We start from the raw sequence: 23,968 nt of genomic DNA, 5'->3' as shown, positions 1-23,968 counted from the left end.
ACCCATGCTAGGGTCCTGACTTACCATACCAGGCGGGACCATCAGGGTTGTGGACAACGGTTTTTTGGAGATCTTGGTGTCTACTTCAGAAACAAATCTGGGCAGCAGCCCCGCAACCGATGCATCAGCTCGTTCGACCCTCAAGCTTCCTCAATCAGTATTTGGTGTTGATACAGTTGCCTATGTCTTTCCCCCCAATCGAGAAACCTTAGGCGGCAGCGCTTATTTGATATCCCATACGGCTGCATCAGATAGTAATCCTTTGGCTAGAAAAAATATTCTAGTTGATTGCCCTGCTTGGACCGAAGCCAATTTAGACTTTATTACTCAGCAGGGAGGAGTACAGTGGCTGGCAATTACCCATCGCGGTGGCAGTAGTCGTGTTCGTGACTGGCAAACTCATTTTGACTGTGAGGTTGTGCTGCAGGAACAAGAGGCTTACTTACTCCCCCAGGTGGAGACTCAAACGTTTCATCGTGATTTGGAGCTGACACCTATCCATCGACTGCTGTGGACTCCGGGACATTCTCCGGGATCGGCCTGTCTTTATAGCTCGGCCTTAGGGGGCATTTTGTTTAGCGGGCGTCACATCTTACCAACCCGTCAGGGGTTAGCGACCCCACTACGTGTGTCTAAAACCTTTCACTGGCCACGGCAGCTACGACATGTGCAACGGCTGTTAGATGAATTCACGCCGCAAACCCTAAGCTATATCTGTCCGGGGGCAAATACCGGCTTTCTTCGTGGTAAGCGCTTCATTGATGACGCCTATGACAAACTGGCTGCCTTGGATTTTCAGGAACTGGCAAAGAGTAAGGCCTTGCTTTAGGGCGTTTGGAAGGTTGAGTTTTGCCTTGATTACCTAATCCTCTTCAGAATTTTGCCTACGGGTAAGTCGGCTGGATGCAATAGCCAGGTGCGCTGGCAAGATTGAATCAAGGTGTTTACCAAGGGAGACAGCTGACTGATGGCGATTAATCCTGCGGGGGTTTTTAGCTTAATGCCACGCTGGTAAAGGGTATAGCCGCGATTACGGATATGGCGCAGACCAACATAAGTGTCGGCATCAGGGACCTCACCGTGGATTTGCTCTCGGGCTATCGATAAAATTTCTACCTGTTGTTTATGGCTGTATTGACTGATGTCGGTGGCCTTGGGTAGTCGACGATTGACAAAGCGTTGACAGAGGTCGGCTAAAGTCGGATCTCTGTGGGTTTGCCAACGCTGTAGATGGTAGTGCAAGACATAATCATCTTGCGCCAGGTATTGGTCCAGGGGCAGAGTATCTACCTGATGGGTTAACCAGGCGGTCATGGTGGTATCTGCGTCTAAGGTTTTTGTCTTTATGAGTGTGCGGGCTCTGCTGATGGCTTGTTCCAAAACCCATGTGGCGACCAGATTTTTAGGGTGGTTGTAAATGTGGGCGTACATTAAGTAGCGCACCACCAGGTAGTGTTCGATTGCTCCTAATCCTTTTCTGGCCACAATTAGCTCCTGACTGGCGGGATCGTAGTCGAGAGCTAAGATAATGCGGTCCAAATCGAGCTGCCCATAGGAGGCCCCAGTGAAATGGCTGTCGCGCATCAAATAGTCGATGCGATCGCAGTCCAGCTGACTCGATACTAGCTGCCATACACAAGGGACTGGATGCTGGTGTTGATAAATCTGCTGAATCTCCAGGTGCAGATTTACCGCAAACTTATCCAAACGTCCTCGAATCTCAGGCGACTGCTCCAAAATACGCAGGGTCCAGTGCTCATGGTGCCCACCAAATACCTCTTCAGTTGTGTGGCTAAAAGGACCATGGCCAACGTCATGGAGTAAAGCTGCACACAGAACCGCTGCACGATAGACACGGAGAGCCGGGTATTGAGCAGCCAGCCGATCAAAAGCCCGTCGAGCAATCGTCATCACTCCCAAAGAGTGAGTAAATCTAGAACTCTCTGCCCCGTGAAACGTCAGACTGGCTGGCCCAAGCTGCCGGATGCGGCGTAGACGCTGAAAGGGTGACGTATCGATTAGCCCAATCAACAACGCTTCTGCCGGATCAGCCCTATCTAACGTGATAGCGCCATGGAGCGGATCGTGATACGTACGAGTTGTAGACGGCACTAGCGGGAGTGTGGGTTATGTGAGCGATCGCACTAAAGTTTTCACAGCTGCTTGATACTGCACGTCCTCAGGAGTCGAAAACTGTTCACGGGTCAGGGATTCAGTAGTCACGATTTGATCCGGGGTAATCCCCAGCTTATTAATGTCGTGGTGCTCAGGGGTTTCATACTTAGCGACGGTCACTGCTAACCCCGACCCATGAGGCAAATCGAACAAAGACTGAATCAGTCCTTTCCCAAAGGTAGTTTCGCCCACTAATTGAGCCCGATGATTATCCTGTAGCGCCCCTGCCAAAATTTCACTAGCACTGGCAGTCCCTCCATTTACTAGCAGTACCAAAGGTTTTTGAGTTAATGCTGCGGTGCCAGCTTCAAAGCTCTCCAAGACTCCCTGGCGATTGACGGTGTAGACAATTGTGCTTTCATTCAACCAGAACCTAGCGATTTCAATCCCGGCCTGTAAAAGTCCTCCAGGATTATTGCGCAAATCCAGAATGTAGCCGTCTGAACCTTGCTTTTCCAGGGTCATCAATGCCTGGTGGATATCTTCTACCGCATTACCGTTAAACTGCCCCAGACGAATATAACCAATCTTTTTATTGTTCTCAGAACGCAGTTCTGAGAACACAGGATTTAGATTAATGCGTTCACGAGTAAGGTTGACCTCAAAGGAATCAGTGCCCATCCGTTCAATTCCGAGGGTAACAATCGTTCCAGCTGGACCCCGCATGCGTGCTGCCGCCTCATCTAAGGAAAAAGTCTGCGTGGAAATCCCATTGATGGTAGTAATCTCATCCTTTGGGGATAACCCTGCCCGTTCCGCTGGCGACCCCTCAATGGGGGCAATTACCCGTAGATACTGATTATCATCATCCTTAGCAATTTGTAATCCAACCCCTAGCAGTTCTCCAGACGTGTTTGTTTGTAAGCTTTGATACTGCTCAGGTGGTAAGAAACGAGTGTAGGGATCATCTAAGGTTTGGAGCATCTTCTGGGTTTCCTCATAGGCGGTCCCCCAGGTGTTTATAGGGCGCTTCAGTACCTTTTCACGGGTAAACCACCAGTTTTGGTGATTAAAGGTTTCATCCAAATACGCCCGATTAACAATTCGCCAAACTTCCATCACCAGCTTTTGTTGCTCTGTGAAGGCTAAAGCTGGTGGCTGTGCAAACCCTAAATTTAGAATTGTCGCGACGCATATCGCACAGATGCCTCTTAAGAGAACTACGCGTAGCAGCCCAATTTTTCTCATTCTTTGCTAAAGCTCAAACAACACCGTTGCTTAACTTATAAGAGGAAATCCATCGTTAAGCTGCCAGGATGTCCATAAATATCCCTTTAAGCCAGCATAGCGGCTTCCTCAGAATACTGTGATCCTTTGCCTTCCTACGGCTGGAATTGATAAGTGTCAGCAGACGAAAATATTGAATTAAGTTTTGTAAATGAATCTCAGTAAAATATCAAGCGCATTTGTCAGTGCTGAAGCTGAGGATTATCCTTCCTAAAGCCATGGCTGGTGAACGATTAGGTCGCTCCCCCTAATAAATAAGCATGGGGCGGAAGTTTCAAAATAGCCAGTTTCTCAAGGGTGGTTGTGTTACATTTTTTAGTAACGGCATAGATCTATTTTTATATCCGCGCTTCATGTTTACTAAGCAAGTCACCGACTCTAAAGCCTATCAGTGGTTTAATGAGCGTCTTGAGATTCAGGCTCTCGCTGATGATATCTCCAGTAAGTATGTGCCGCCTCACGTCAATATTTTCTATTGCCTTGGTGGTATTACCCTTGTCTGCTTTATCATCCAGTTTGCGACTGGCTTCGCAATGACTTTCTACTACAAGCCAACTGTAGTAGAAGCATTTAACTCAGTTCAGTACCTAATGACTGACGTGAGTTTCGGTTGGTTAATTCGCTCTATTCATCGCTGGTCTGCCAGCATGATGGTGCTGATGATGATTCTCCATGTCTTTCGGGTATATCTCACAGGTGGTTTTAAGAATCCCCGTGAGCTGACTTGGGTGACTGGTGTAATCATGGCAGTCGTTACTGTTTCCTTTGGCGTAACTGGCTACTCCCTACCCTGGGACCAAGTTGGTTACTGGGCTGTGAAAATTGTATCCGGTGTGCCTAGTGCTATCCCTGTTGTGGGTGGTCTGATGGTTGAGTTTATTCGCGGTGGTGAAAGTGTGGGTCAAGCTACGTTGACTCGCTTCTACAGCCTGCACACGTTTGTGTTGCCTTGGTTAATGGCCGTGTTTATGTTGACTCACTTCTTGATGATTCGTAAGCAGGGTATTTCTGGTCCTTTGTAGGCATTGGAGGTGGTTTAATCCTGAGTTGATTCTTGGGCTATGGCCAAATATTTTGGTTGATTGCCAAATCTGGTTGCTGGCTGAGTTCAGGGTTAAGCTGATATACCAGGCCGCACGTTCTGTTCAGAGGTAAATTAGGAGACGATTTGAGCTATGGCAACAATTAAGAAGCCTGATCTCAGTGATCCTCAACTTAGAGAGAAGCTGAAGCAGGGTATGGGTCACAACTACTATGGTGAGCCTGCTTGGCCAAACGATTTGCTGTATATCTTTCCAGTAGTAATTCTGGGTAGCATTGCATGCTGCGTAGCGCTAGCAGTACTTGATCCTGCTCTTGTAGGTGAACCTGCGAATCCTTTTGCGACACCCCTAGAAATTCTTCCCGAGTGGTATCTTTACCCCGCTTTCCAAATTCTGCGGGTTGTACCTAACAAGCTTTTAGGAATTGCTCTGCAAACGGCTATTCCTCTTGGTTTGATGCTTGTTCCCTTCATTGAGAATGTGAATAAGTTCCAGAACCCTTTCCGTCGCCCTGTTGCGACTGCTGTGTTCATGTTTGGTACTTTGGCCACTCTATGGCTGGGCATCGGTGCAGCTCTTCCCATTGACAAGTCTTTGACCTTAGGTCTTTTTTAGGCATTGACTCCTGAGTCATAGGACTTTAGCATTGGCTTCTTGAATATTCGCTATGTAGTTGCGGATTTTCAAGAAGCTTTTTAATGTGTCAAGATACGGCTAAGACACTTCCTTCTCTGGGCATCTCTATCGATTTTTTAGTTGATTTCGGGCAAACTATTGGTGCGAACGTGCCGGTTAGTCGGACATGTTAAAGCAAGATCAGTTGATAGTTCAAAGTAGATTAGAAGACTTAACTCAAGTACAGCAGTGGTTTGATCGTTTTTGTGTCGCATCTCAGCTGCCATGGCTTGAGGCTGTTTTTGATCAAGTAAATTTGGCTTTGGCAGAAGGATTTACCAACGCTGTCAGACATGCTCATAAGGACTTACCGTCAGACACTCCGATTGAAATAGATCTTTTTCTCTGGAAAGAAAGGTTAGAGGTGCAGGTCTGGGATATGGGAAAACCTTTTGATCCCGACAAGTTACCTGAGCCAAAACCAGGGACGCTTAAGGTGGGTGGCTATGGTTGGTTTTTAATGCGGCGGTTAGCTGACGTAAACTATGAGCGTAACGACTTGGGACGTAACTGTCTCCGAATCGTTAAGTGTCCAACCACGTCATAGGTGATTACGAAATAGGGTTAACCGTGTCCAATGTTTTAGTGAATTCTGACGCAGTGTCAGTCAGGTTTATTCAATTATTAGATTATGAGTACCTTGCACACCCTACATGGCTGGAGCTTTGCAGATGCAATTAGCTCGTGATAAGTGCGCCAAGGATACCTTTGTTTTTATTGAAGTATTTAGTTGTGAAGGTGGGATTCAGTCCTATATCAAGGATGTTCTGACAGCTTATGCCGCTTTGAATACGGTTGAAACAGCCGATATTTTTTTATTACGAGACAGCTACAGGAGCATTCCACCTGAGTTCATGTCTCATTTCAGGTTTCACTGTTTTCAATCAAGTTATCCGATGCTTGATAGGATTCGGCTGGCCTTGGCCTTGGGGTTTCATCTGTTGCTAAAGCGACCACGCCGGTTGTTTTGTGGGCACATTAATCTAGCGGTGATGACACGACAGCTAGCTCGATTGGCGCGAGTGCCCTATACGGTACTTACCTATGGGAAAGAAGTTTGGTTTCCCTTAAAACCTGCTGAAGGTAATGCTTTGCGGTCTGCTGATAGTATTTGGACGATCAGCAGATACAGTCGTTCTCTGGCTTGTAAGGCCAATCAGTTGGAGGCCGAACGTATTGATATTCTGCCTTGTACGGTCGATGGTCAAGGATTTACACCTGCGATCGCATCCCCTGACCTCAAACAGCGCTATGGTCTGACAGACGCGCGAGTATTAATGACCGTTGCCCGGCTGTGGCGAGGTGATCCCTATAAAGGAGTAGATGTAACGATCAGGGCATTGCCTGAGATTGCCATGTCCTTTCCAAATGTGAAGTACCTGGTGATCGGTCGTGGTGATGATCAGCCGCGACTAGTCCAGCTTGCTAACGATTTAGGCGTAGCTGAGAGAGTTGTATTTGCTGGCTTTGTACCTAGTGAAGAACTGGTTGAGCACTATCGCCTTGCAAATGTGTACGTCATGCCTTCCCAAGAAGGATTTGGCATTGTCTACCTGGAAGCTATGGCTTGTGGTATTCCAGTGATTTCTGGTGATGATGACGGTTCTGCCGATCCGCTACAAGATGCTCGTTTGGGCTGGCGTGTGCCCCACCGAAATCCAGCGGCGGTAGCAGCAGCCTGTATGGAAGCTTTGCAAGGAGACGATCCTCGTTGTAATGGCCCCTGGTTGCGAGAACAAACGTTAGCAAAGTTTAGCAAAGCTGCACTGACAGAACAGCTAAAACAACTGCTAGATAATTTCTCCACCACTACAGCTAAAAATCTTAACGCGCCAGACCCCAGCATTCGGACCCGCTAGCTCTAAGCGGTGGGACAGAGACGATAAGATATAGATTCAGCGCGACCATAGGAGGCGACCGGATGGCTCCCAACGGTTTCAAACAGTTACAGCTCAATTTCTCTGGCATGGGATGTTGGTTAACCCTGGCCATTGGTTTTTTGCTGATGACTACCGTAGGTATTGGTTGGCTCCTAAAGTCTTTGTTAGTGCTGATTGTTCTGTTATTACTAATTCCAGTTGTACTGGTTGTCGGTGTCCAGTTTTGGCTTAGACGTAATTTAGTGGAGGGTTCTTGCCCGGCTTGTGACCAGCCGTTAACGGGATTCAAAACTATTCCCTTATCTTGCCCTAGCTGTGGTGCAGCCCTGCAGGCAATGGATGGTACCTTTGTCAGGGTTGCTGCTGAGGGAACTATTGATGTAGACGCCATCAATGTTGACGTATCTAATCTGGATGATGGTCCTGCAGACAATGTGACCATTGTTGATGTAGATGTTTTACCCCCGGCTGACACTTAACCATCCGTTTACCTTCATAAAAAATAAAAACGCCCTTTGGAGACTTGCCGTAGTTTCAAAGGGCGTTTGATTTATGGAGGAAATCTGGCTGCGAGCAGAATTTATTGTTGAACAGTGAGCGTAAACGGAGCGCCAGTACCATCAATGTCGCCCACATAGAGATTATAAGTTCCTTGTTTATAGAGTCCTCGGGACTGAATCGCACCCCCGTCAAAATCATGGGCCAGGATGCACTCTCGCGAACCATCGGGGCCAACCATTAACAGGGTGTAATCCCCAGTGCCAGATACTTCGATCGACACGGAAGCCGCTGACTGCGTGATAGTGAAAGAATGGTCAGGTTGAGCTGGTACAAAACCACACTCGGCTGATGTTTGAGCACCACCACTAGTGCCGCTGATTTCCGCTGATTGACCATAAACAGCAGCGGTGGGTGCAGCAGCCACAGCGGTAGCGATTAGAAGAGAAGCAATGTTTTTTGTGGCAATATTTTTCATCAATAGCACCTCGGCAACTTATGGGGTAGCCTTACGAGAACACTAGGTCTTTATCTGAACAACATCCCTCAGGAATGTATATCTCAATACTAGTGACACAATACAGCTAACACTATTACATGTGTGACAGTTTGCCAATAGTTAACAAAGTGGAATTGTTGTATGGCCTGTATCATCTGAGCTAAAAGACTTCTTTAGGAGTGCCAATTCACTGATCTGGTGCTGTCAGCGTAGAACGATTCTCTCTAGATTATTGAAAACATCAAGGTTGCCAAATGGCTCAGCAAATCATGAATGCTCGGAACTCAATAGTTCTTGCTCCCAGGGCGCGATCAATGGCATTAGCCTGTAAACGCTTGGTGGCCTGGGGACTAGAAGTTGGGCTAGTAATCATGAGTGCTGCAGTCCCTTGGGGAGGAGGACAATATGTCTTGACGGTTAGCGCTCTACCGCCAATTGAGACAACAGCTGATGATATGCCTGTCCCTATATCTGGCGAGTTAAGCGAGACTCGTGTAGCTCTAAATCCCTTTGTGCATAGTGCCCAGAAGGCTTGGGCCTGGATGGCCCAAATCCCACCCCATCAGCTGCATCGTATGGTGCCGCGTCTGACTAATATTGCCTGGACGTTTGCTTTGATTATGCCGGTGCTTGTGGCTGGTGGACAGCTGGTTCAACTACGTTTTACCGGTCGCACGTGGCCCAGGCAATGGTTAGGAATTCAGGTGATTTCAACCGTTGGTGGTCAGCTGAGCCTGCTGCAAGTTGTGACCCGTGAGACTGTGCGTTGGGGGTTGCCTGTGGCAGTGGTTGGGGGCGGCACTATGGTCACCGGCATTTCTTTAGGAGTTTGGACTCCGGTGGCAGTTAGCTTTTTCGCGTTAGTTGAAAGCGCAACGATGCTCACATCTGCTCGGCGGGCCTGGCACGATCGCATTGCTAAGACCCAGGTGACGATAATACCTGCCGGATATTTACCTATTTCTGGTGAGTCTCTGCGTTATTCTTTGCCCATGAGTAGTGCACCTATGTCAGAGGAAATCAGTTCGATTCAACTTTATGGTGAAACTGCTAATGATGATGATGATTGGTGGTTGACCGAGGCCGAGGGAAATTTGACCTCATTGGTGCTACCCCCGCGCTCACTGCAGAATGGCGGCAGTCTGACACTGTCGCCGCTGGCGAATCGCTCCTCTAATACGAATAGATCACTATGGCTGGTGACGAGTGGTTTGGTGCTTGCTTGCCTAGTTGGTTTTGGTATGGGGCGTGTATTTCAGCCCCGTGCGGCGGCTCAGTCTGAGAATGATGCTTTTTTGCAGACGGCTCAGGCTTTGATGGCTAAGACACAGGCCGGTGGAGATTATAGAGCGGCCATCTTAATGTTGGCTCAGGTCGATGATCCTCGTATGGCTGATTATTTGGCAGATCTTTTGAGTCAAAGTTCGCAGCCAGAAATGTTGGCGACCATCCAGCAGGCGTTGGTTAGTCAAGGGTTGGATAGTTTGCCATCTTTGTTGACATTGAGTCGTGTCCTAGAGAATGATCTGCAACAGTCGCTAGATGGTGACACTCGCCATATGCGATTAGAGCAGCGTCATGTAGTGCAAGGTGCGATCGCAAAAATACTCACGACCCACAGCAACGGGTTAGCCGGTATTAACCTGGACCGCGTCAACCTAGGTCGGCATCATGATGCTGACCGTTCTTTTCGTTTGATTCAGCCCGGATTATTAGCAGCCGGTACCAGCTGGCAAGGTGCAAACTTAAGTCAGGCGAATCTAGCAGGTGCTAGTTTCTTTGATGTGGGTGCCGATGGTAAACCTGATTCCTATGACGATATTATTAGCGATCTCAGCGGCGTAACCCTGGTTGCTGCCAGTTTAGAGGACGCCAATTTACAGGGAATACAGTTAAGTCACGCTAATCTAAGACGTGCCGATCTAAGGGATGCAAATTTAACCTACGGCAATTTGGCCAGAACCCAGTTAACCAATGCCCGACTAGTGCATGTCAATGCGCCCCAGAGTCAGTGGCAGGGAAGTAATTTAGTTGGTGCTGATCTGACTCAGGCAATATTTGAGCAAGCCGATCTGAGTCGAGCCAGGCTCAATCGCATTGAAGCGGCCCATAGTCGTTGGACCAAAGCGACGCTTCCCCAAACGGAGTGGGTGGGGGCTAATTTAATTGGTGCTGATTTTAGTCACGCTAATTTAACAGCTGCAGATTTTCAAGATGCACAGCTAGATGGTGTCGATTTTACTCAAGCTGATTTGCGGCAGGTTAATTTGCGAGATGCCGACTTGAGACAGGCAACCTTGACTGGCAGCACCCTGACCGATGCTGATCTGGCGGGGGCCATTTTTGATGATGGTATGGGTGTTACTGGCAGTTTTATTACTCCGAATGCCCAATTAAATGCGGTCAATCATCTCCAGGGGGTCAATTTCAGCCGCGTGCGTAACTTGGATGGTCGCCAGTTAAACTACATTTGTGCCCAAGGAGGAATTCATCCTGCCTGTCAGCAAGTGCTGGATGCTGAGTAAGCCATGCAACGGACTCGATTAAGTACATTAGTAGAACAAGCCGGTCAACGCTTTAGTCAGTGGGTATTCAATCCTTGGCGGCGGATTTCTTTGGCGGTTATTAGTTTATTGTTCGGGAGTTTCTTTGCTACAGCCATTTCGGCTACAGCCGGACAAACCGCAGAGATTGATATTTTGATTGCAGCCATCCTATTAGTGATGGTAGAAGCCATCAGCTGGCTATATTACCGGTCTCGCTCTAACGAACGGCGTACGGTGTTACTGGAATTACTTAACTCATTTAAACTGGGCATGGTTTACGGGTTGTTTGTTGAGGCCTTTAAACTCGGTAGCTAAAGGCATGGATTCAATCCCTTGCATCAATCGGGTAGCTCGCTGCGTAATGGCTGACCAGTTTTGATGTCGTACGTGTTCATGGCTAAATAATCCGCTGGAAATTCCTATTGCCGTTGCACCAGCTGCTAATAAAGCGGTCGCGTTCTTAGGAGTGACGCCTCCAGAGGGAATCAGGGGAATATGCTCCAAAGGACCTTGTAAACATTCAAGATAGGTGGCTCCACCCAGGGCTTTAATTGGGAATACCTTTACACTGCTTGCCCCGGCTTCCCAAGCGGTTAATATTTCTGTCGGTGTCATTGCTCCTGCCACTGTGGGAATGTGTACGGTACGACCATGGCGTAGCAATGCCATCGAAGTATGGGGGCTAAAGCAAAATTGAGCACCGGTTGCGATCGCAACCCGCAAATCCTCTTCCATCAAAATTGTCCCAACACCTACGGTGCAGTGGGTTAACGCCTGTTGAATTGCTTGCAACAAGGCCACGGGCTGATAACTATTCCAGGTAACCTCAATCAGCTGGATACCTCCTTCAGCCGCAGCTAGAGCCATATTTAGTCCACTCTCTACTGTTTCAGCCCTAATGACAGCAATCACCCGATGGCGGCGCAATGTTTGCAGCCATCGTTGTTGATATTCCAAAGAGTGTTGTAAATGATGATGGGCTGAATGTATCACTGTCATAACTTGGTCATAATCTGAAGGGGCGGCCTAGTGCTACGCCTATTGTGCAGGCGTAATCGTATCTGTTTTCAGCTCTTAGGCTTTTAGACCAATTTGCGATACAGAAGATGTTGCTTTTGTAAGCCCTGCTAACAATTTGCCAAACCTTGTAACAAAAACTCAATCGTTAATCAAACAAAAAGCCGCCGGAATTCCGGCGGCTTTGAGTACCAAACTCTTCAGGAACAAGTCTGGGAAACGCTTGCTATAGCTTTAAGCAATGCTTGCCATACTGACATTATTGTCAATCAACAAGCGTTGCAGTTCATCAGAATCAACCGTTTCCTTGTCTACTAGCATCTCAGCTAGCTGATCAAGGACCTTACGATTTTCAACTAAAACCTGCTTAGCCCGGCTGTAAGCAACATCCACAAGGCCCCGAACTTCTGCATCAATTACAGCAGCCGTTTCCTCAGAGAAATCACGCTCAGTGGCAATATCACGTCCCAAGAAGGGGTTACCTTGTTGACGACCCAGAGCAACTGGACCTAGCTTTTCGCTCATCCCAAAGCGAGTAATCATTTGGCGAGCTACTCGGGCGACCTGTTGCAGGTCGTTAGAAGCCCCTGTTGTAACTTCCTCGTCGCCAAAGACAATCTCTTCAGCCAAACGACCGCCCAGAGCCACAGCCATCTGATTTTTCAGATAAGAGCGAGAGTATAGGCCAGACTCTAAACGCTCTTCACTGGGAGTAAACCAGGTCAATCCGCCTGCTTGACCACGGGGAATGATGCTGATTTTCTGTACAGGGTCGTAATCTGGCATTAATGCACCCACGAGGGCATGACCCGCTTCGTGGTAAGCCACAAGAGACTTGCGCTTTTCGCTCATGACCCGATCTTTCTTTTCGGGGCCTGCCAAGACACGGTCAATAGCATCATTGACCTCATCCATGGAAATTTCAGTCAGATTGCGACGAGCAGCCAGAATAGCCGCTTCATTCAACAAGTTGGAAAGGTCAGCACCAGTAAAACCAGGGGTACGACGGGCAATCTTCTCAAGATCAACGTCCTTGCTAAAGGTCTTGCCGCGTGAGTGAACCTTCAGAATTTCCAGGCGACCGGAGTAGTCGGGACGGTCGACCACGACCTGACGGTCAAAACGACCAGGACGTAGCAGGGCAGCATCTAACACATCAGGGCGGTTAGTTGCTGCAATGATAATGATGCCGGTATTGCCCTCAAAACCATCCATCTCGGTGAGCAGCTGGTTTAAAGTTTGCTCTCGCTCATCGTTACCACCGCCGAGGCCAGCACCTCGCTGTCGACCAACGGCATCAATCTCGTCGATAAAGACAATGCAGGGAGCATTGCTCTTAGCTTGCTCAAACAGATCACGGACTCGGGAAGCACCGACACCGACAAACATTTCAACAAACTCAGAACCGGAGATTGAGAAGAATGGCACGCCAGCTTCTCCTGCAACGGCCTTAGCCAATAAGGTCTTACCAGTACCTGGAGGACCCACCAGCAACACACCCTTGGGAATTTTGGCTCCAACAGCAGTAAAGCGGTCGGCATTTTTCAAGAAATCAACCACTTCGGTCAGCTCTAGCTTGGCTTGATCAATACCAGCCACATCACCAAAAGTGACTTGAGTTTGGGGCTCCATCTGCACACGAGCCTTGGACTTACCAAAGTTCATGGCCTGACTGCCAGGACCATTTTGGGCGCGTCGTAGAACAAAAAACAGTACGACTAGCAGCAAGATAGGAATCAGTAGCGTACTGAGTACCTGCAGCAGTCGGTTTTCTTCAGCCTGACGCTGGACTTCGATATCTACAGAGTTTTCGGTGAGAATATCAACAAGACCAGGGTCGCTGGGTAGGTTAACGACAACCCGACGCTCTTCACCACTCGGATCGGGAAAACGAGCCTGGGTGCGATCAGCGCTAATATAAACTTTTTCAATGGCACGGCTTTCAACTTGGTTGATAAAGCGGCTGTAACGCCATGTTTCAGTTTCAATTCGGGGCTGTTCAAAGAATGCGGTAGCCAGTGCGATAACGACAACTACCAGAAGTACATAGAGTCCTGCGTTTCTCCAGCGCTTATTCACAGGGAGTAAGCCTCCTAAAGTTCTTAATTGTCAGCATTTTTAGCGAGTTCGCCGATGCTGAACTGAGATTTATTAACTTATGTTAACGCATTTCAGGATTCTGCATGGCCTACTCCGCTTAGCAGTTGGGGTCGTAAAGCGAAGGCCTGTAAAACATTTGCCTGAGGGCAGTTAGACCTTCATGGGTAGAACTATAGTTTAGTTTAATATTCTCAAGCAGAACTGTGTGAATTGGGAGCAGCTCAATCACGCAGTTGCTGTAGGCTAAACATTCGAATTGTGTGACGATGTCACTGGTCCAGCAAACATCAGTTATGGCCTGATGTTTCAGGTTTTTGATTAATCTGGAGCGGCTGATACCTGGCAGCAATCCTGAGGTTAGAGGTGGTGTCCACCAACGGTCATCGCGATATCCCCACAGATTGCCAGTACTAGTTTCTAGCCATTCTCCAGTCGCTGTGGTCAAAATGGCATCGCGGGCTCCGTGGGTTTTAGCGGTTTGCATGGCTAACCAGCATGGCAGATAGTTGCTGGTTTTGTGGCCAGGTAAACTGCGCTGATATGTGGGGGCTGCAGCAACCCAGGCTGTGACTCCTTGCTGTTGTTGCTGTTCTAGATTTTGAGGTAGCGGTCGGCCGGTAATCAGTTCACGACCATCGGCCAGAATCGTTAGTCTGAGAACTGGATATTGGTTGAGCAATGCTTGACAGCCTGTGATGGTGCGCTGCCAGTTGGGTGAGGACCAAGCGAAGTAATGCAGAGATTGGGAAATGCGATCGCGATGCCAGTCCCAGGCGGTAAGCGGATGCGTCAGACTATTCTCATAAATCCGCATTGTGGTAAACACACTGGCCCCGTACGCTATAGCCGGATCATTCGCTGCTATCGTTACTTGCTCGCCTTGATATAACTGGCCTGCAAACCAATACGTCATATTTTGCTCTTACCCAAAAAAACTAGGAGTCAATCAGTATTTTCTGACCTGAATCTTCTGACCTGAACTCCAAAGTGGGCTGCGATCTTAGAAGATGAGAACAGTTATACCAGGAGACGAGGGGTGCAAAAATCAACGGTTCAGCTTAGTCAATATCAAGCGGCCTACCTAGACTTTGGGACCGAATCTGGCACACAGGAGTCCCCTGTCTTACTGTTTCTTCATGGTTTTCTGGGGGAAAGCAGTCTGTGGCGTTCCTTGATGACAAGGCTAGCTGAGCGCTATCGCTGTATTGCTCTAGACTTGCTAGGGTTTGGCGGCTCCTCTAAGCCCAAGCTCAAATACACCATCTGGCATCAAACTGCATTTTTAAGCGAGTTTATTGCTGCATTAGGACTCACCAATGTGGCGCTAATAGGGCATTCCTATGGGGGGTGGACCAGTGCTGCCTTTGCTATTGAGCAGGCTGATGTAAATCCATCCGTGCTCAGCCAGCTGATTTTGATCGCCCCGGCCGGGATTCGTGATGACAGTTTTGTGGGACGCTACAACTATATGCGGCCAATTTTGTGGGAAACCCCTGTGGTGGATTGGGTGCTCACTGGTATTAAACCCATTGCTCAAGTCACGGGTCAGCAAAAGACTTATGAACAGGTGGCCATGGCCCGACGGGAGTTTGGCAAACAGCCCGTCGCCAAATCCTTTATCGTTGATCGGCTACGCCCCGAGGATGCCATTGACACGGTTGAGAAAGATATTCACAAAATCAATAGGCCTGCTTTGGTAATTGCCGGTGCCCAGGATACGACCATTCCGCTATGGCATTGTGAAACCTATGGTCAAGGGATACCAGGTGCAAAGTTTGAGGTGCTCCCTGAGGCCGATCATGACTTAACTCAGACGGAATGCGATCTCATTGCCACCTTAATCAACCAATTCCTTCAATCATGGGATGGAAAAAGAAGGCCAGACCAATAATGGTGTAGGTTGCTAGCAATAATGTCCCCTCTAACCAATTGGAACTACCATCGCTGCTAATGGAATTGGCAATCAAAATTGAAACGGCCACGGCGATTAGCTGAAAATTATTAAAGTCAAGGTCCATGGGTTTACCCATTAACCAGCCAGCAATGACCAGCACTGGAGCCACAAACAAGGCAATCTGCATACTGGACCCAACTGCAACAGATAGAGATAGGTCCATCTTGTTTTTCAAAGCTACGGTGATAGCCGTGGCATGCTCTGCTGCGTTACCAATGATGGGCAGCAGAATCACCCCGGTGAATAGTTCCGATAGTCCCAGCTGCTCAGTGGCCACTTCTAAAGAACCCACTAGCCACTCGGACTCCACGGCCACAACCAGGGTGGCTGCCAAAAGCACCCCAATCCAAAGGGGAAGGTTAGGCTGTTCATGATGTTCTTCTTCTGCTAACCCTTCCTCTTCAGCGGTGCCCACATCGTAGAGATAGGCGTGGGTTTTCATCGAAAACAGCAGTGTGAGACCGTAAACCAGAATTAAAACGATAGCTACGGCTACAGATAGGCGCTGTAGTGTGGGCTCAGTGATGGAGGGTGAAGTAAAGTCTACCGCCGTCGGTAATAAAATCGCGATGACCGCTAAATTCATAGAAGATGCGTTCATGCGGGCAATCACTGGCTGGAAGGCCTGCTCCTTAAACTTGATGCCTCCCAGCAGCATCGATAGGCCCATCACTAGCAGTAAGTTACCGATAATTGAGCCAGTGATGCTGGATTTAACTACATTGATCAGCCCGGCATTGAGTGCAATCAGGGCAATAATCAATTCTGTAGCGTTGCCGAAGGTGGCGTTGAGTAGCCCCCCCAAGGAAGGGCCTACAACCACAGCAATTTCCTCTGTAGCTTGGCCCATCCAGCCTGCTAGCGGAATGATTGCGATCGCAGCTGTAACAAAAACGGTCAGTTCACCCCAGCCAAGGAAATGGGCAGCGGCAGAAATCGGCACAAATATCAGTAGACCGAAGAAAATTAGGTTTTTTACAGACATGAAGGCCTTAAATCATTGTTTGAACCGCGCAGCAGACAAAAGCGCCCGTTAAATTTGGAAAATGCTTGAATTTAGAAGACATTTGCCCCAATTAAATTAGCCCATTGTCTTGATAGCATCATCAGATTACCCAAAGGTGCATCAAGTTCGGGAATATTGCCATCTATTCTTGGGGTGAACTTAACAAGTTATTCAGGTATCTGAAGACCCGAACGTTCGGGTCTTAGATTGAGTACGGGCATTAAGTACTAAATCCGGTGAGGATGAAATGATGTTGAAGTTAGTTTTGGCGATTTTAGGTTCTTTAGCGCTGGCACTAGTGGTGTTTTATGTCTGGGCTACTGCCGGTAGCTATCCCCGTGAGCAATATACAGATATCCTCACCTATGATGTCGATAGTTCTGAAGCTGACAGTAGTACGTTTTCCTTGGTGTCCTACAACATTGGGTACTTGTCGGGGTTGACTAATCAGGAAGCTGTGGAACGACCTCAGGATTTATTTGAGGGGCATTTGAAAGATGCGATCGCAGCTCTCCGCCCCCTCAATCCCGATATCATCGCTTTTCAAGAAATCGATATCGACTCCAAACGCTCTTACAACGTCAATCAGCTAGATGCTCTAGCCAATGCCCTGGCGCTACCCTATGCCGGGTTAGCCATCAACTGGGACAAAAACTATGTGCCATTTCCCTATTGGCCCATATCAGCCCACTTTGGCAAAATCGTCTCCGGTCAGGCGGTACTGAGTCGCCACCCAATCGTAAAAAATGAGCGTGTCGTGTTGGAAAAAGTAGCTAGCCGTCCATTTTTTTACAACGCTGTCTATTTAGACCGTCTGGCTCAGGTGACTCAAGTCGACATCAATGATCGGCCGCTGATTATTATTAATGTTCACCTGGAAGCCTTTGATAACCCTACTCGATTTAATCAAACCCGTGCCGTACGGGAAATGGCTGAAACCTATGCTCAAGACTATCCGGTATTGCTAGTGGGGGATTTTAACAGTGCCCTCAATCGCCCGGAGGAAGGGGAGCGGTCGATTGAAATTATGGCGGAGTCCGCACTGTTTACATCGGCTGTATCCAGAGACCAATGGACTGAACAGCCCACATTTCCCTCTGAACCCCTTGAACACAAGCTGGATTACTTGTTCTACACGCCAGCAACGATTGAACTGAACGATACCCGCGTGGTGACAGAGGTGGGGACGGCATCAGATCATCTGCCTCTGGTGATGACGTTTACCTTTAAGTGAGGTTAACTGCCTGATTTTGTGGAAAATCAGTTTGATTTGCTGAAGAACCGTGCAGATCGGTATTGCATCCTATGGAACAGCTGAAGTATTCCCTTGGTCCCTTTGAACTATTTGCCGCAATTGTCGGAGGTGCGCCATTCGTTTTGGCGGGGTTTTTGATTTATAACCCGGTGGCTAGCCTGACGGATTTGGTGCCGGTGATTAAGAGTAGTGGAACGCTAGCGATCTCGCTAACGATTCTGTTTCTCAGCTATATCATTGGTGGCACTATTCAGGGACTCAGTTGGAAGTATTTTCTTCGTCTATGCAAGCTTTTCAGATGTGACTACATGTATTTTGGCACTCAGCTAACAGACAGAGACCAAGCACTGCAAAAAATGAAGCCAGATCAGTCCTACTCTCTAGAATTCGAAGATCGACTGGTATTACAGCTACGAGAAAAAATTGGGATACCGAAAAACCTAGACTGGATGGATAGTCGCCTCAAAGCCTATCTGCGTGAGCGCAACAGTCCTTCTGTAGCAGCTGCAGATACTCTGATTGCTTCACACATTATGTATCGCAATCTATCCCTAGGCTGTCTGCTCCTAACGATAGTCAGTCTGGTGAATGCCGTTCGTCTAAGTTCCCTGGAATTGTTATTGATTGCTCCTTTGATTGGCTACCTTGCCTATCTGATGTTTTTCAGGGCTGTGAGCTTTAAAAAATGGCAAAACCGGACATTGCTCTTAGGTTTCTATTTTGCGGCGACTCAATCATCTAGTGCTGAAGCCAGTCCCTAGAGTCTGGTAACGTTGATGGGCAGAGTCGCAGCCATAGGGCTGAGGATTCGCTATCAACTGTGCGGTATGACTTAAAAATGTTTGGCTTGGCGCTTCACACATCCACACCTGAACTAGGATTAGCCATCAGCAATTTTGACCAGATGCATCGTTACCAATCCTGGGATTTGGGTCGCGATTTATCCAGTCAGCTCCATGCTCTACTGCAAGAGTTTTTAGCCCCTCAATGCTGGCAGGACTTGAAATTTATTGCCGTATGCATTGGCCCCGGCGGGTTTACCGGCACGCGTATAGGCGTTGCCACCGCCCGTACCCTGGCACAGCAGTTAGACATTCCTCTTTTCGGTATCTCTGCGTTAGCGGCTTTTGCCCACCACTACCTGGCAACGTCCGCCCCAAAATCTGAGTCTGAGATCGCTCAATCATCAGCCACAGATATTGCCATTACTATGCCTGCTAAACGAGGCGCAGTTTATGGTGCGGTCTACCACTGGACTGGAAAAACCTTACTCTCAAAGCTAGAAGATACAGTTTTAGCCGCTGAGGACTGGCAGCTAAAACAGAGCCAATGGTCCCACCCGCTGGTTCAATTATCACTGGAATCAGGTGTAGGCCTAGCTACCACTACATCATCGCTATTGCAACTTGGCTATGAGCAATGGAAAACAAATGAATATCCCAACTGGCGCGAGGTGATTCCGTTTTATGGTCAACATCCCGTCACGTCCTAAATGAGTAGCTGCGCTCTAGTCTTGATTTGCTTGCCCATCACGGCGGCCCAATTCATAAACGCCACTGCCGATGCAGCTAATGATGCCAACACTCAAAGTCCAGCTGCGTCCCATACTGATATCCAAGAGGTAGTTGCAAAGGCCCCCCGCCAAGATAAAGGGCACAATACTCATAACCGACGCGTAAAGCTCTGCTAAGTCAGACGCATTTTTTCTGGATGCTAGCCAGCCCCCTGCCTGCTGTTCCAAAGCACCAACTAGTCGCAGGGCCAGGGGTGAAAACATTAGGTAGAGCGCTAGAGCCCATAAAAACACGCCGGAAATCCAAACTGGATCAAAAGTCATTAGATAAAGAAAAATTGCTGGATATAGGACGCTGCTACTGCAGGTAAGCCCGATTGCCGACTTTAAGAATTTTTATGGATCTTAAAAATCATTCACTATAAATAGGCTAAATGATTTGCTGCGTTCTGTCCCATAGGTCACCTAAATCGTGATCGGTCGCAGCCCTTGAACCTTTTTTATCGCTTCACCATGACTATAGTGCCGAGCTCAACGTAGGTGTACAGATCTTCAATGTCTTCATTTAGCATGCGTATACAGCCGTGAGATATGGCTTCACCAATCAAACTTTCTTCATTAGTTCCATGAAAGCCAATTTCACCATCAGGGCTTGATAAAAAGCCAATCCAGCGTGAGCCTAAGGGGTTATCCTTTCCTGCTGGTACGATTTCCCCGGTAATTGGGTGTTGCCATATAGGGTATTCGTCCTTTTGAATCACCTTGAAACTACCTTCTGGGGTTTCCCATTCTTGCTGACCAATGGCGATGAGATATTCCTTGATGCTTTCACCCCGTCGATACACAGTGACTGTTCGTGTGTTCAACCGTACTACGATTTGAATATCTGACTGCGGCAGGTGCTGTGCTGGCTGAGGTCGGCGACCCTTCGTAATCGAGATGCGAGTGCTGAGGTTATTATTTTCTTCGGTCGGTCGAGCATCGGCGACCTTCCAGCCCAACGGATCATGCCACTCTAAAATGGACAAGGCCAGGGCTGAACCGATGCACAATAGGGCGAAACTGCGAGCTAAGGGATGAAGACCTTGCATTACAGAAAAGACGAGAAGACGTAGGGCAGTTGAGATGTCTTAATTATTGAATATCTTACCCATTTCACTGATTTTCCAGGGATAGGTTTGCACTCTGCCAGGTTTTACTTTGCGCTTTGAAACCGGCCATATCCTTGGCCTGAAGTTGTTAGAATCATTAGTGCCGTTAAATATCTGGCAATCGCAACCCTAATTTATAGAGGTAACGTAGTGTGACCGTTAAACCAGACTGGCTTAGAGTTAAAGCTCCTCAATGGGAAAGAGTTGGTAACGTTAAAGGTATTTTGCAGGATCTGGCTCTCAACACCGTGTGTGAAGAAGCTTCTTGCCCAAATATTGGTGAGTGCTTTAATGCTGGGACGGCCACATTTTTAATTATGGGACCCGCCTGTACTCGGGCCTGTCCCTATTGCGATATTGACTTTGAGAAAAAGCCTCAGGCATTAGATCCAACGGAGCCTTTACGTTTGGGCGAAGCGGTACGACGCATGGGTTTAAACCATGTGGTGATTACCTCGGTCAACCGTGATGACTTGCCTGATGGTGGTGCCAGCCAATTTGTCCGTTGCATTGAAGAGACACGGAAGCTTTCACCCAACACCACTATTGAAGTACTGATTCCTGATTTGTGTGGTAACTGGGATGCCCTTAAGACCATTCTGTCAGCAGCGCCTGAGGTGATGAACCACAATACAGAAACTGTGCTGCGGCTCTATCGGCGTGTGCGTCCCCAGGGTGACTATCAGCGTAGCCTTGAACTACTGAAGCGTACCCGTGAGCTTGCGCCCTGGATTTACACCAAGTCAGGCATTATGGTGGGGTTAGGGGAAACCGATGAAGAAGTCCGTCAAGTAATGGCCGACTTGCGAGCTGTAGACTGCGACATCCTGACGATTGGGCAATATTTGCAGCCCACTCAAAAGCACCTGGGTGTACAAGATTTTATTACGCCTGAGCAGTTCGATCAGTGGCAACGGATTGGTGAGGCTATGGGCTTTTTACAGGTTGTATCTTCTCCGCTGACACGTAGCTCCTACCATGCTGAGGAAGTGCGACGGCTGATGATTGAGTATCCGCGTCTTCGTCCCCAGGCTGTTTAAACTGAAAACATGGGTAGTGCCTTGTCCAGGGTTTTTCGGACTGAGTCAGCCGAGGTCTGAAGTCCCTGCTGCTCATTAGCGGTTATGGACAGTTCGACAACAGAAGCTACACCCTTGCTATTGAGACGGCAGGGAACGCCTAGGTAGATATCTTTGAGCCCATATTGGCCATCCAGATAGGCGGAAACGGGTAGTATGGATGACTGGTTTTGCAGAATGGCTGCAACCATACTAGCTGTAGCGGCTGCAGGTGCATAAAAAGCTCCACCCGTTTTGAGATAGTTCACAATTTCGGCTCCGCCCTGACGGGTGCGTTCTACCAGTTGCTCGATTTCTGCGGCTGGTAGTAGTTCAGTCAGGGGAATCCCGTTGACAGTGGTATAGCTGATTAATGGCACCATCAAATCACCGTGGCCACCCAGCACCATGGTGGCTACGTCCTGGGGTGGAACCTTTAAAGCTTGCGCGATAAATGTACGGAACCTGGCGGAATCGAGTACGCCTGCCTGCCCAAGCACACGGCTGTGGGGCAGGCCACTACTCCTCCAGGCGAGATAGGTCATCACATCCAATGGATTAGTGACCAAAATAAAATAGGCGTTGGGGGAGTGAGGAAGAGCTTTTGCCATTACGTCTAGGATGATACTGCCGTTAACTTTGAGCAGGTCATCTCTAGACATTCCGGGTTTGCGAGGCAGCCCGGCGGTAATCACAATCACTTGTGATCCGGCTGTATCTTGATAGTTGTTGGTTCCAGTAATGTTGTAGCTATACCCTTCTAAGGGCTGTGCCTCTGCCATATCGAGGGCTAGACCCTGAGGACGGCCTTCGATGATATCTAACAGCACAACATGGCCTAAATTTTGGGAAAGCAGGCATCGAGCCAGGCTGGCACCGACATTACCTGCTCCAATGACGGTAATTTTGGGAATTGAGATCGCAGCCTTATTTATAACTGCGGTTTGAAGCGATGGACTGGCGACTACCATAGGACTCCTAACAGACCGCTTCAGGGCATCTGAACAAGCCTGTCAGTTACCCTGAAAACGGTTCACTAAATGGATTAACCGAGTCCAAACCTGCCTTTCTCTATTGTCAAATATTGTCAAACGACCATTCTAGACGTGGACAAGGTTTCTATCTCCATTGTGTCGAGAGCGGCTGAGCCTTGGCAGTATCCCATCAGGATTCTTAATATGTGCCTAATGTAATATGTGCCTAATGTGTGTTTATTTAAACTCTTCAAGCTGAGCTATCTGTAGCCAAATGTTGGGAGTAGGGACTCGACCAAATTTAACCAGGGCGTAGTCGTCACGCATTTCGAGAATCTCGCCTGGGGTCTCAAAAATATAGGGAGGAAACCGAGTATCACTAGCAGTGGCTTCTACGCTGTTTTCTAGTTTTTCGCGCACGGCGCGGACAAAAGTACCTTTTTTGATAGCCATTACTAAGAAGAATTAACTGCTCGTTATATTATCGCGCTTAATCAGATTATTTCTGGCAGCTTGGGCAGTAGTGAGCTGAACGTCCGGCTAGCTTAATGCGCTGAATGGGAGTGCTACAGACACGACAGGGCTCATCTTCGCGGTCATAGACCCAGGCAACACCGCCATAATTGCCATTGATGCCATGGATATCGCGAAAGTCGCTAAAGGTGGTGCCACCGGCCTCAATACTGTCAGTGAGCACTTTGCGGATAGCCGTGTGGAGTCGCTTGAGTTGTGGTTGAGAAATGCGATCGCACCTCATCGTGGGTCGAATGCCGCTCAAAAACAGCGCCTCATCAGCATAGATATTGCCAATCCCTGCCACCAGCGCTTGGTCAAGCAATGCGTTTTTCACAGGCCGCTGCCGACGCCCAAACCAATTCTTGAGATATACCAGAGAAAACTCATCGGCAAAAGGCTCTGGGCCTAACCGCTGCAGTCCCGTCATAATTTGCTCAGGCCGTGTCTCCGGAGGCACCCACCATAGACGCCCAAAGGTGCGCTGGTCAACGTAGCGTAGCTCTCGCCCATGCTCAAAAAAGATTCGAACACGGCAGTGGGACGATACAGGCATTGACTGTTCAACCCATAGGAGTTGCCCGGTCATCCTGAGGTGGCAGCCTAACCAGCCAGCCGGTTGTTGATGACGTGCTAAAACAGCCATCAAATACTTACCCCGACGCTGCCATGCCGTAATTTCCGCTCCCAGAATGGCTGGTAAGAAATCTTCAATAGAAACGGGATGGGCAATGCTGCGGTCTAAAAGCACATCCCCACCCCGAATAGGTTGATACAGAGTAACTCGACTGAGCCCTCGTCGGACAGTTTCTACTTCAGGAAGTTCTGGCAAGGCAAATTAGACAAACAGCTTTGCTAATTCTACCAAGCCATCCTAGAGTGCT

General features: G+C 48.4%; 25 protein-coding genes. 13 read left to right on the top strand and 12 right to left on the bottom strand.

Translation table 11 applies throughout. The annotated features are described in order from the left end of the window. Nucleotides 1-76: 76 nt before the first annotated feature. On the top strand, nt 77-829 hold the full coding sequence (locus tag N836_RS51145) for a hypothetical protein (RefSeq protein WP_031292624.1): 753 nt from the start codon (nt 77-79) through the stop codon (nt 827-829). Nucleotides 830-858: 29 nt separating this feature from the next. Here N836_RS51145 and N836_RS51140 read toward each other — a convergent pair whose 3' ends face one another. Next, the gene (locus tag N836_RS51140; protein WP_023072552.1) at nt 859-2,112 is read right to left on the bottom strand and encodes an HD domain-containing protein; all 1,254 of its coding nucleotides are present in this window, start codon (nt 2,110-2,112) and stop codon (nt 859-861) included. A 15-nt stretch (nt 2,113-2,127) separates the two neighbouring features. Next, nucleotides 2,128-3,363 (bottom strand): carboxyl-terminal processing protease CtpA, encoded by a 1,236-nt coding sequence (gene ctpA, locus N836_RS51135; protein WP_023072551.1) that lies wholly within the window; start codon nt 3,361-3,363, stop codon nt 2,128-2,130. 392 nt (nt 3,364-3,755) lie between these two features. Between ctpA and petB the strand changes: the two genes are divergently transcribed. The 5 genes from petB to N836_RS51110 all read left to right on the top strand — a co-directional run bounded on the left by petB (nt 3,756) and on the right by N836_RS51110 (nt 7,479). Further along, nucleotides 3,756-4,424: a cytochrome b6 gene (petB, locus tag N836_RS51130; RefSeq protein ID WP_031292623.1), complete on the top strand. Its 669-nt coding sequence runs from the start codon at nt 3,756-3,758 to the stop codon at nt 4,422-4,424. A 153-nt stretch (nt 4,425-4,577) separates the two neighbouring features. After that, the gene (gene petD, locus N836_RS51125) at nt 4,578-5,060 is read left to right on the top strand and encodes a cytochrome b6-f complex subunit IV (RefSeq protein ID WP_023072549.1); all 483 of its coding nucleotides are present in this window, start codon (nt 4,578-4,580) and stop codon (nt 5,058-5,060) included. Nucleotides 5,061-5,247: 187 nt separating this feature from the next. Next, nucleotides 5,248-5,667, top strand: a complete 420-nt coding sequence (locus N836_RS51120) for an ATP-binding protein (RefSeq protein ID WP_023072548.1) — start codon at nt 5,248-5,250, stop codon at nt 5,665-5,667. A gap of 124 nt (nt 5,668-5,791) precedes the next feature. After that, the gene (locus N836_RS51115; RefSeq protein WP_063624672.1) at nt 5,792-6,979 is read left to right on the top strand and encodes a glycosyltransferase family 4 protein; all 1,188 of its coding nucleotides are present in this window, start codon (nt 5,792-5,794) and stop codon (nt 6,977-6,979) included. 62 nt (nt 6,980-7,041) lie between these two features. Then, nucleotides 7,042-7,479, top strand: coding sequence for a hypothetical protein (locus N836_RS51110; protein WP_023072546.1), 438 nt, complete (start codon nt 7,042-7,044; stop codon nt 7,477-7,479). Nucleotides 7,480-7,580: 101 nt separating this feature from the next. Here the strand turns inward: N836_RS51110 and N836_RS51105 are convergent, their stop codons facing one another. Further along, on the bottom strand, nt 7,581-7,976 hold the full coding sequence (locus N836_RS51105) for a hypothetical protein (protein WP_023072545.1): 396 nt from the start codon (nt 7,974-7,976) through the stop codon (nt 7,581-7,583). 392 nt (nt 7,977-8,368) lie between these two features. On the opposite strand from N836_RS51105, the gene N836_RS51100 reads away from it, so the two are divergent. Continuing rightward, a complete protein-coding gene (locus N836_RS51100) occupies nt 8,369-10,522 on the top strand; it encodes a pentapeptide repeat-containing protein (protein ID WP_235071086.1) in 2,154 nt (717 codons plus the stop codon). 3 nt (nt 10,523-10,525) lie between these two features. Next, nucleotides 10,526-10,858, top strand: a complete 333-nt coding sequence (locus N836_RS74575; RefSeq protein WP_071789043.1) for a DUF565 domain-containing protein — start codon at nt 10,526-10,528, stop codon at nt 10,856-10,858. Here the strand turns inward: N836_RS74575 and N836_RS51095 are convergent. The 3 genes from N836_RS51095 to N836_RS51085 form a co-directional block, all read right to left on the bottom strand. Next, nucleotides 10,799-11,542, bottom strand: coding sequence for a bifunctional 4-hydroxy-2-oxoglutarate aldolase/2-dehydro-3-deoxy-phosphogluconate aldolase (locus N836_RS51095; RefSeq protein WP_023072542.1), 744 nt, complete (start codon nt 11,540-11,542; stop codon nt 10,799-10,801). The genes N836_RS74575 and N836_RS51095 overlap by 60 nt on opposite strands. A gap of 252 nt (nt 11,543-11,794) precedes the next feature. Beyond that, entirely contained in the window at nt 11,795-13,639 is a 1,845-nt protein-coding gene (gene ftsH3 / locus N836_RS51090; protein ID WP_023072541.1) for an ATP-dependent zinc metalloprotease FtsH3, read from the bottom strand. Between the two features lie 118 nt (nt 13,640-13,757). Beyond that, a complete protein-coding gene (locus tag N836_RS51085; protein WP_023072540.1) occupies nt 13,758-14,573 on the bottom strand; it encodes an aminotransferase class IV in 816 nt (271 codons plus the stop codon). A gap of 123 nt (nt 14,574-14,696) precedes the next feature. Here N836_RS51085 and N836_RS51080 point away from each other — a divergent pair, with 123 nt between their 5' ends. Further along, nucleotides 14,697-15,551: an alpha/beta fold hydrolase gene (locus N836_RS51080; protein WP_023072539.1), complete on the top strand. Its 855-nt coding sequence runs from the start codon at nt 14,697-14,699 to the stop codon at nt 15,549-15,551. Here the strand turns inward: N836_RS51080 and cax are convergent. Further along, entirely contained in the window at nt 15,502-16,599 is a 1,098-nt protein-coding gene (gene cax / locus N836_RS51075; protein ID WP_023072538.1) for a calcium/proton exchanger, read from the bottom strand. The two genes, N836_RS51080 and cax, sit on opposite strands and share 50 nt — an antisense overlap. 268 nt (nt 16,600-16,867) lie before the next feature. Here cax and N836_RS51070 point away from each other — a divergent pair, with 268 nt between their 5' ends. The 3 genes from N836_RS51070 (at nt 16,868) to tsaB (ending at nt 19,367) form a co-directional block, all read left to right on the top strand. Then, entirely contained in the window at nt 16,868-17,854 is a 987-nt protein-coding gene (locus N836_RS51070) for an endonuclease/exonuclease/phosphatase family protein (protein WP_031292621.1), read from the top strand. A 71-nt stretch (nt 17,855-17,925) separates the two neighbouring features. Beyond that, the gene (locus tag N836_RS51065; protein WP_023072536.1) at nt 17,926-18,636 is read left to right on the top strand and encodes a hypothetical protein; all 711 of its coding nucleotides are present in this window, start codon (nt 17,926-17,928) and stop codon (nt 18,634-18,636) included. Nucleotides 18,637-18,695: 59 nt separating this feature from the next. After that, the gene (gene tsaB, locus N836_RS51060; protein WP_235071085.1) at nt 18,696-19,367 is read left to right on the top strand and encodes a tRNA (adenosine(37)-N6)-threonylcarbamoyltransferase complex dimerization subunit type 1 TsaB; all 672 of its coding nucleotides are present in this window, start codon (nt 18,696-18,698) and stop codon (nt 19,365-19,367) included. Nucleotides 19,368-19,382: 15 nt separating this feature from the next. Here the strand turns inward: tsaB and N836_RS51055 are convergent, their stop codons facing one another. Next, on the bottom strand, nt 19,383-19,712 hold the full coding sequence (locus N836_RS51055; RefSeq protein ID WP_023072534.1) for a hypothetical protein: 330 nt from the start codon (nt 19,710-19,712) through the stop codon (nt 19,383-19,385). A 176-nt stretch (nt 19,713-19,888) separates the two neighbouring features. Further along, a complete protein-coding gene (locus N836_RS51050; protein WP_023072533.1) occupies nt 19,889-20,479 on the bottom strand; it encodes a L,D-transpeptidase in 591 nt (196 codons plus the stop codon). Nucleotides 20,480-20,691: 212 nt separating this feature from the next. Between N836_RS51050 and lipA the strand changes: the two genes are divergently transcribed. After that, nucleotides 20,692-21,579 (top strand): lipoyl synthase, encoded by an 888-nt coding sequence (gene lipA, locus N836_RS51045; protein WP_023072532.1) that lies wholly within the window; start codon nt 20,692-20,694, stop codon nt 21,577-21,579. Here lipA and mdh read toward each other — a convergent pair. The 3 genes from mdh to N836_RS51030 form a co-directional block, all read right to left on the bottom strand. Next, on the bottom strand, nt 21,576-22,568 hold the full coding sequence (gene mdh / locus N836_RS51040) for a malate dehydrogenase (protein ID WP_023072531.1): 993 nt from the start codon (nt 22,566-22,568) through the stop codon (nt 21,576-21,578). The genes lipA and mdh overlap by 4 nt on opposite strands. A 240-nt stretch (nt 22,569-22,808) precedes the next feature. Continuing rightward, nucleotides 22,809-23,024, bottom strand: coding sequence for an NAD(P)H-quinone oxidoreductase subunit O (locus N836_RS51035; RefSeq protein ID WP_023072530.1), 216 nt, complete (start codon nt 23,022-23,024; stop codon nt 22,809-22,811). 46 nt (nt 23,025-23,070) lie between these two features. Then, nucleotides 23,071-23,916: a DNA-formamidopyrimidine glycosylase gene (locus N836_RS51030; RefSeq protein WP_023072529.1), complete on the bottom strand. Its 846-nt coding sequence runs from the start codon at nt 23,914-23,916 to the stop codon at nt 23,071-23,073. Nucleotides 23,917-23,968 lie beyond the last annotated feature (52 nt).

It is taken from the genome of Leptolyngbya sp. Heron Island J (assembly GCF_000482245.1).
In the GTDB taxonomy this organism is placed as follows: Bacteria; Cyanobacteriota; Cyanobacteriia; order Phormidesmidales; family Phormidesmidaceae; genus Leptothoe.
The sequence above is the reverse complement of the archived record's forward strand: the minus strand, read 5'-3'. Positions and strand labels throughout refer to the sequence as shown.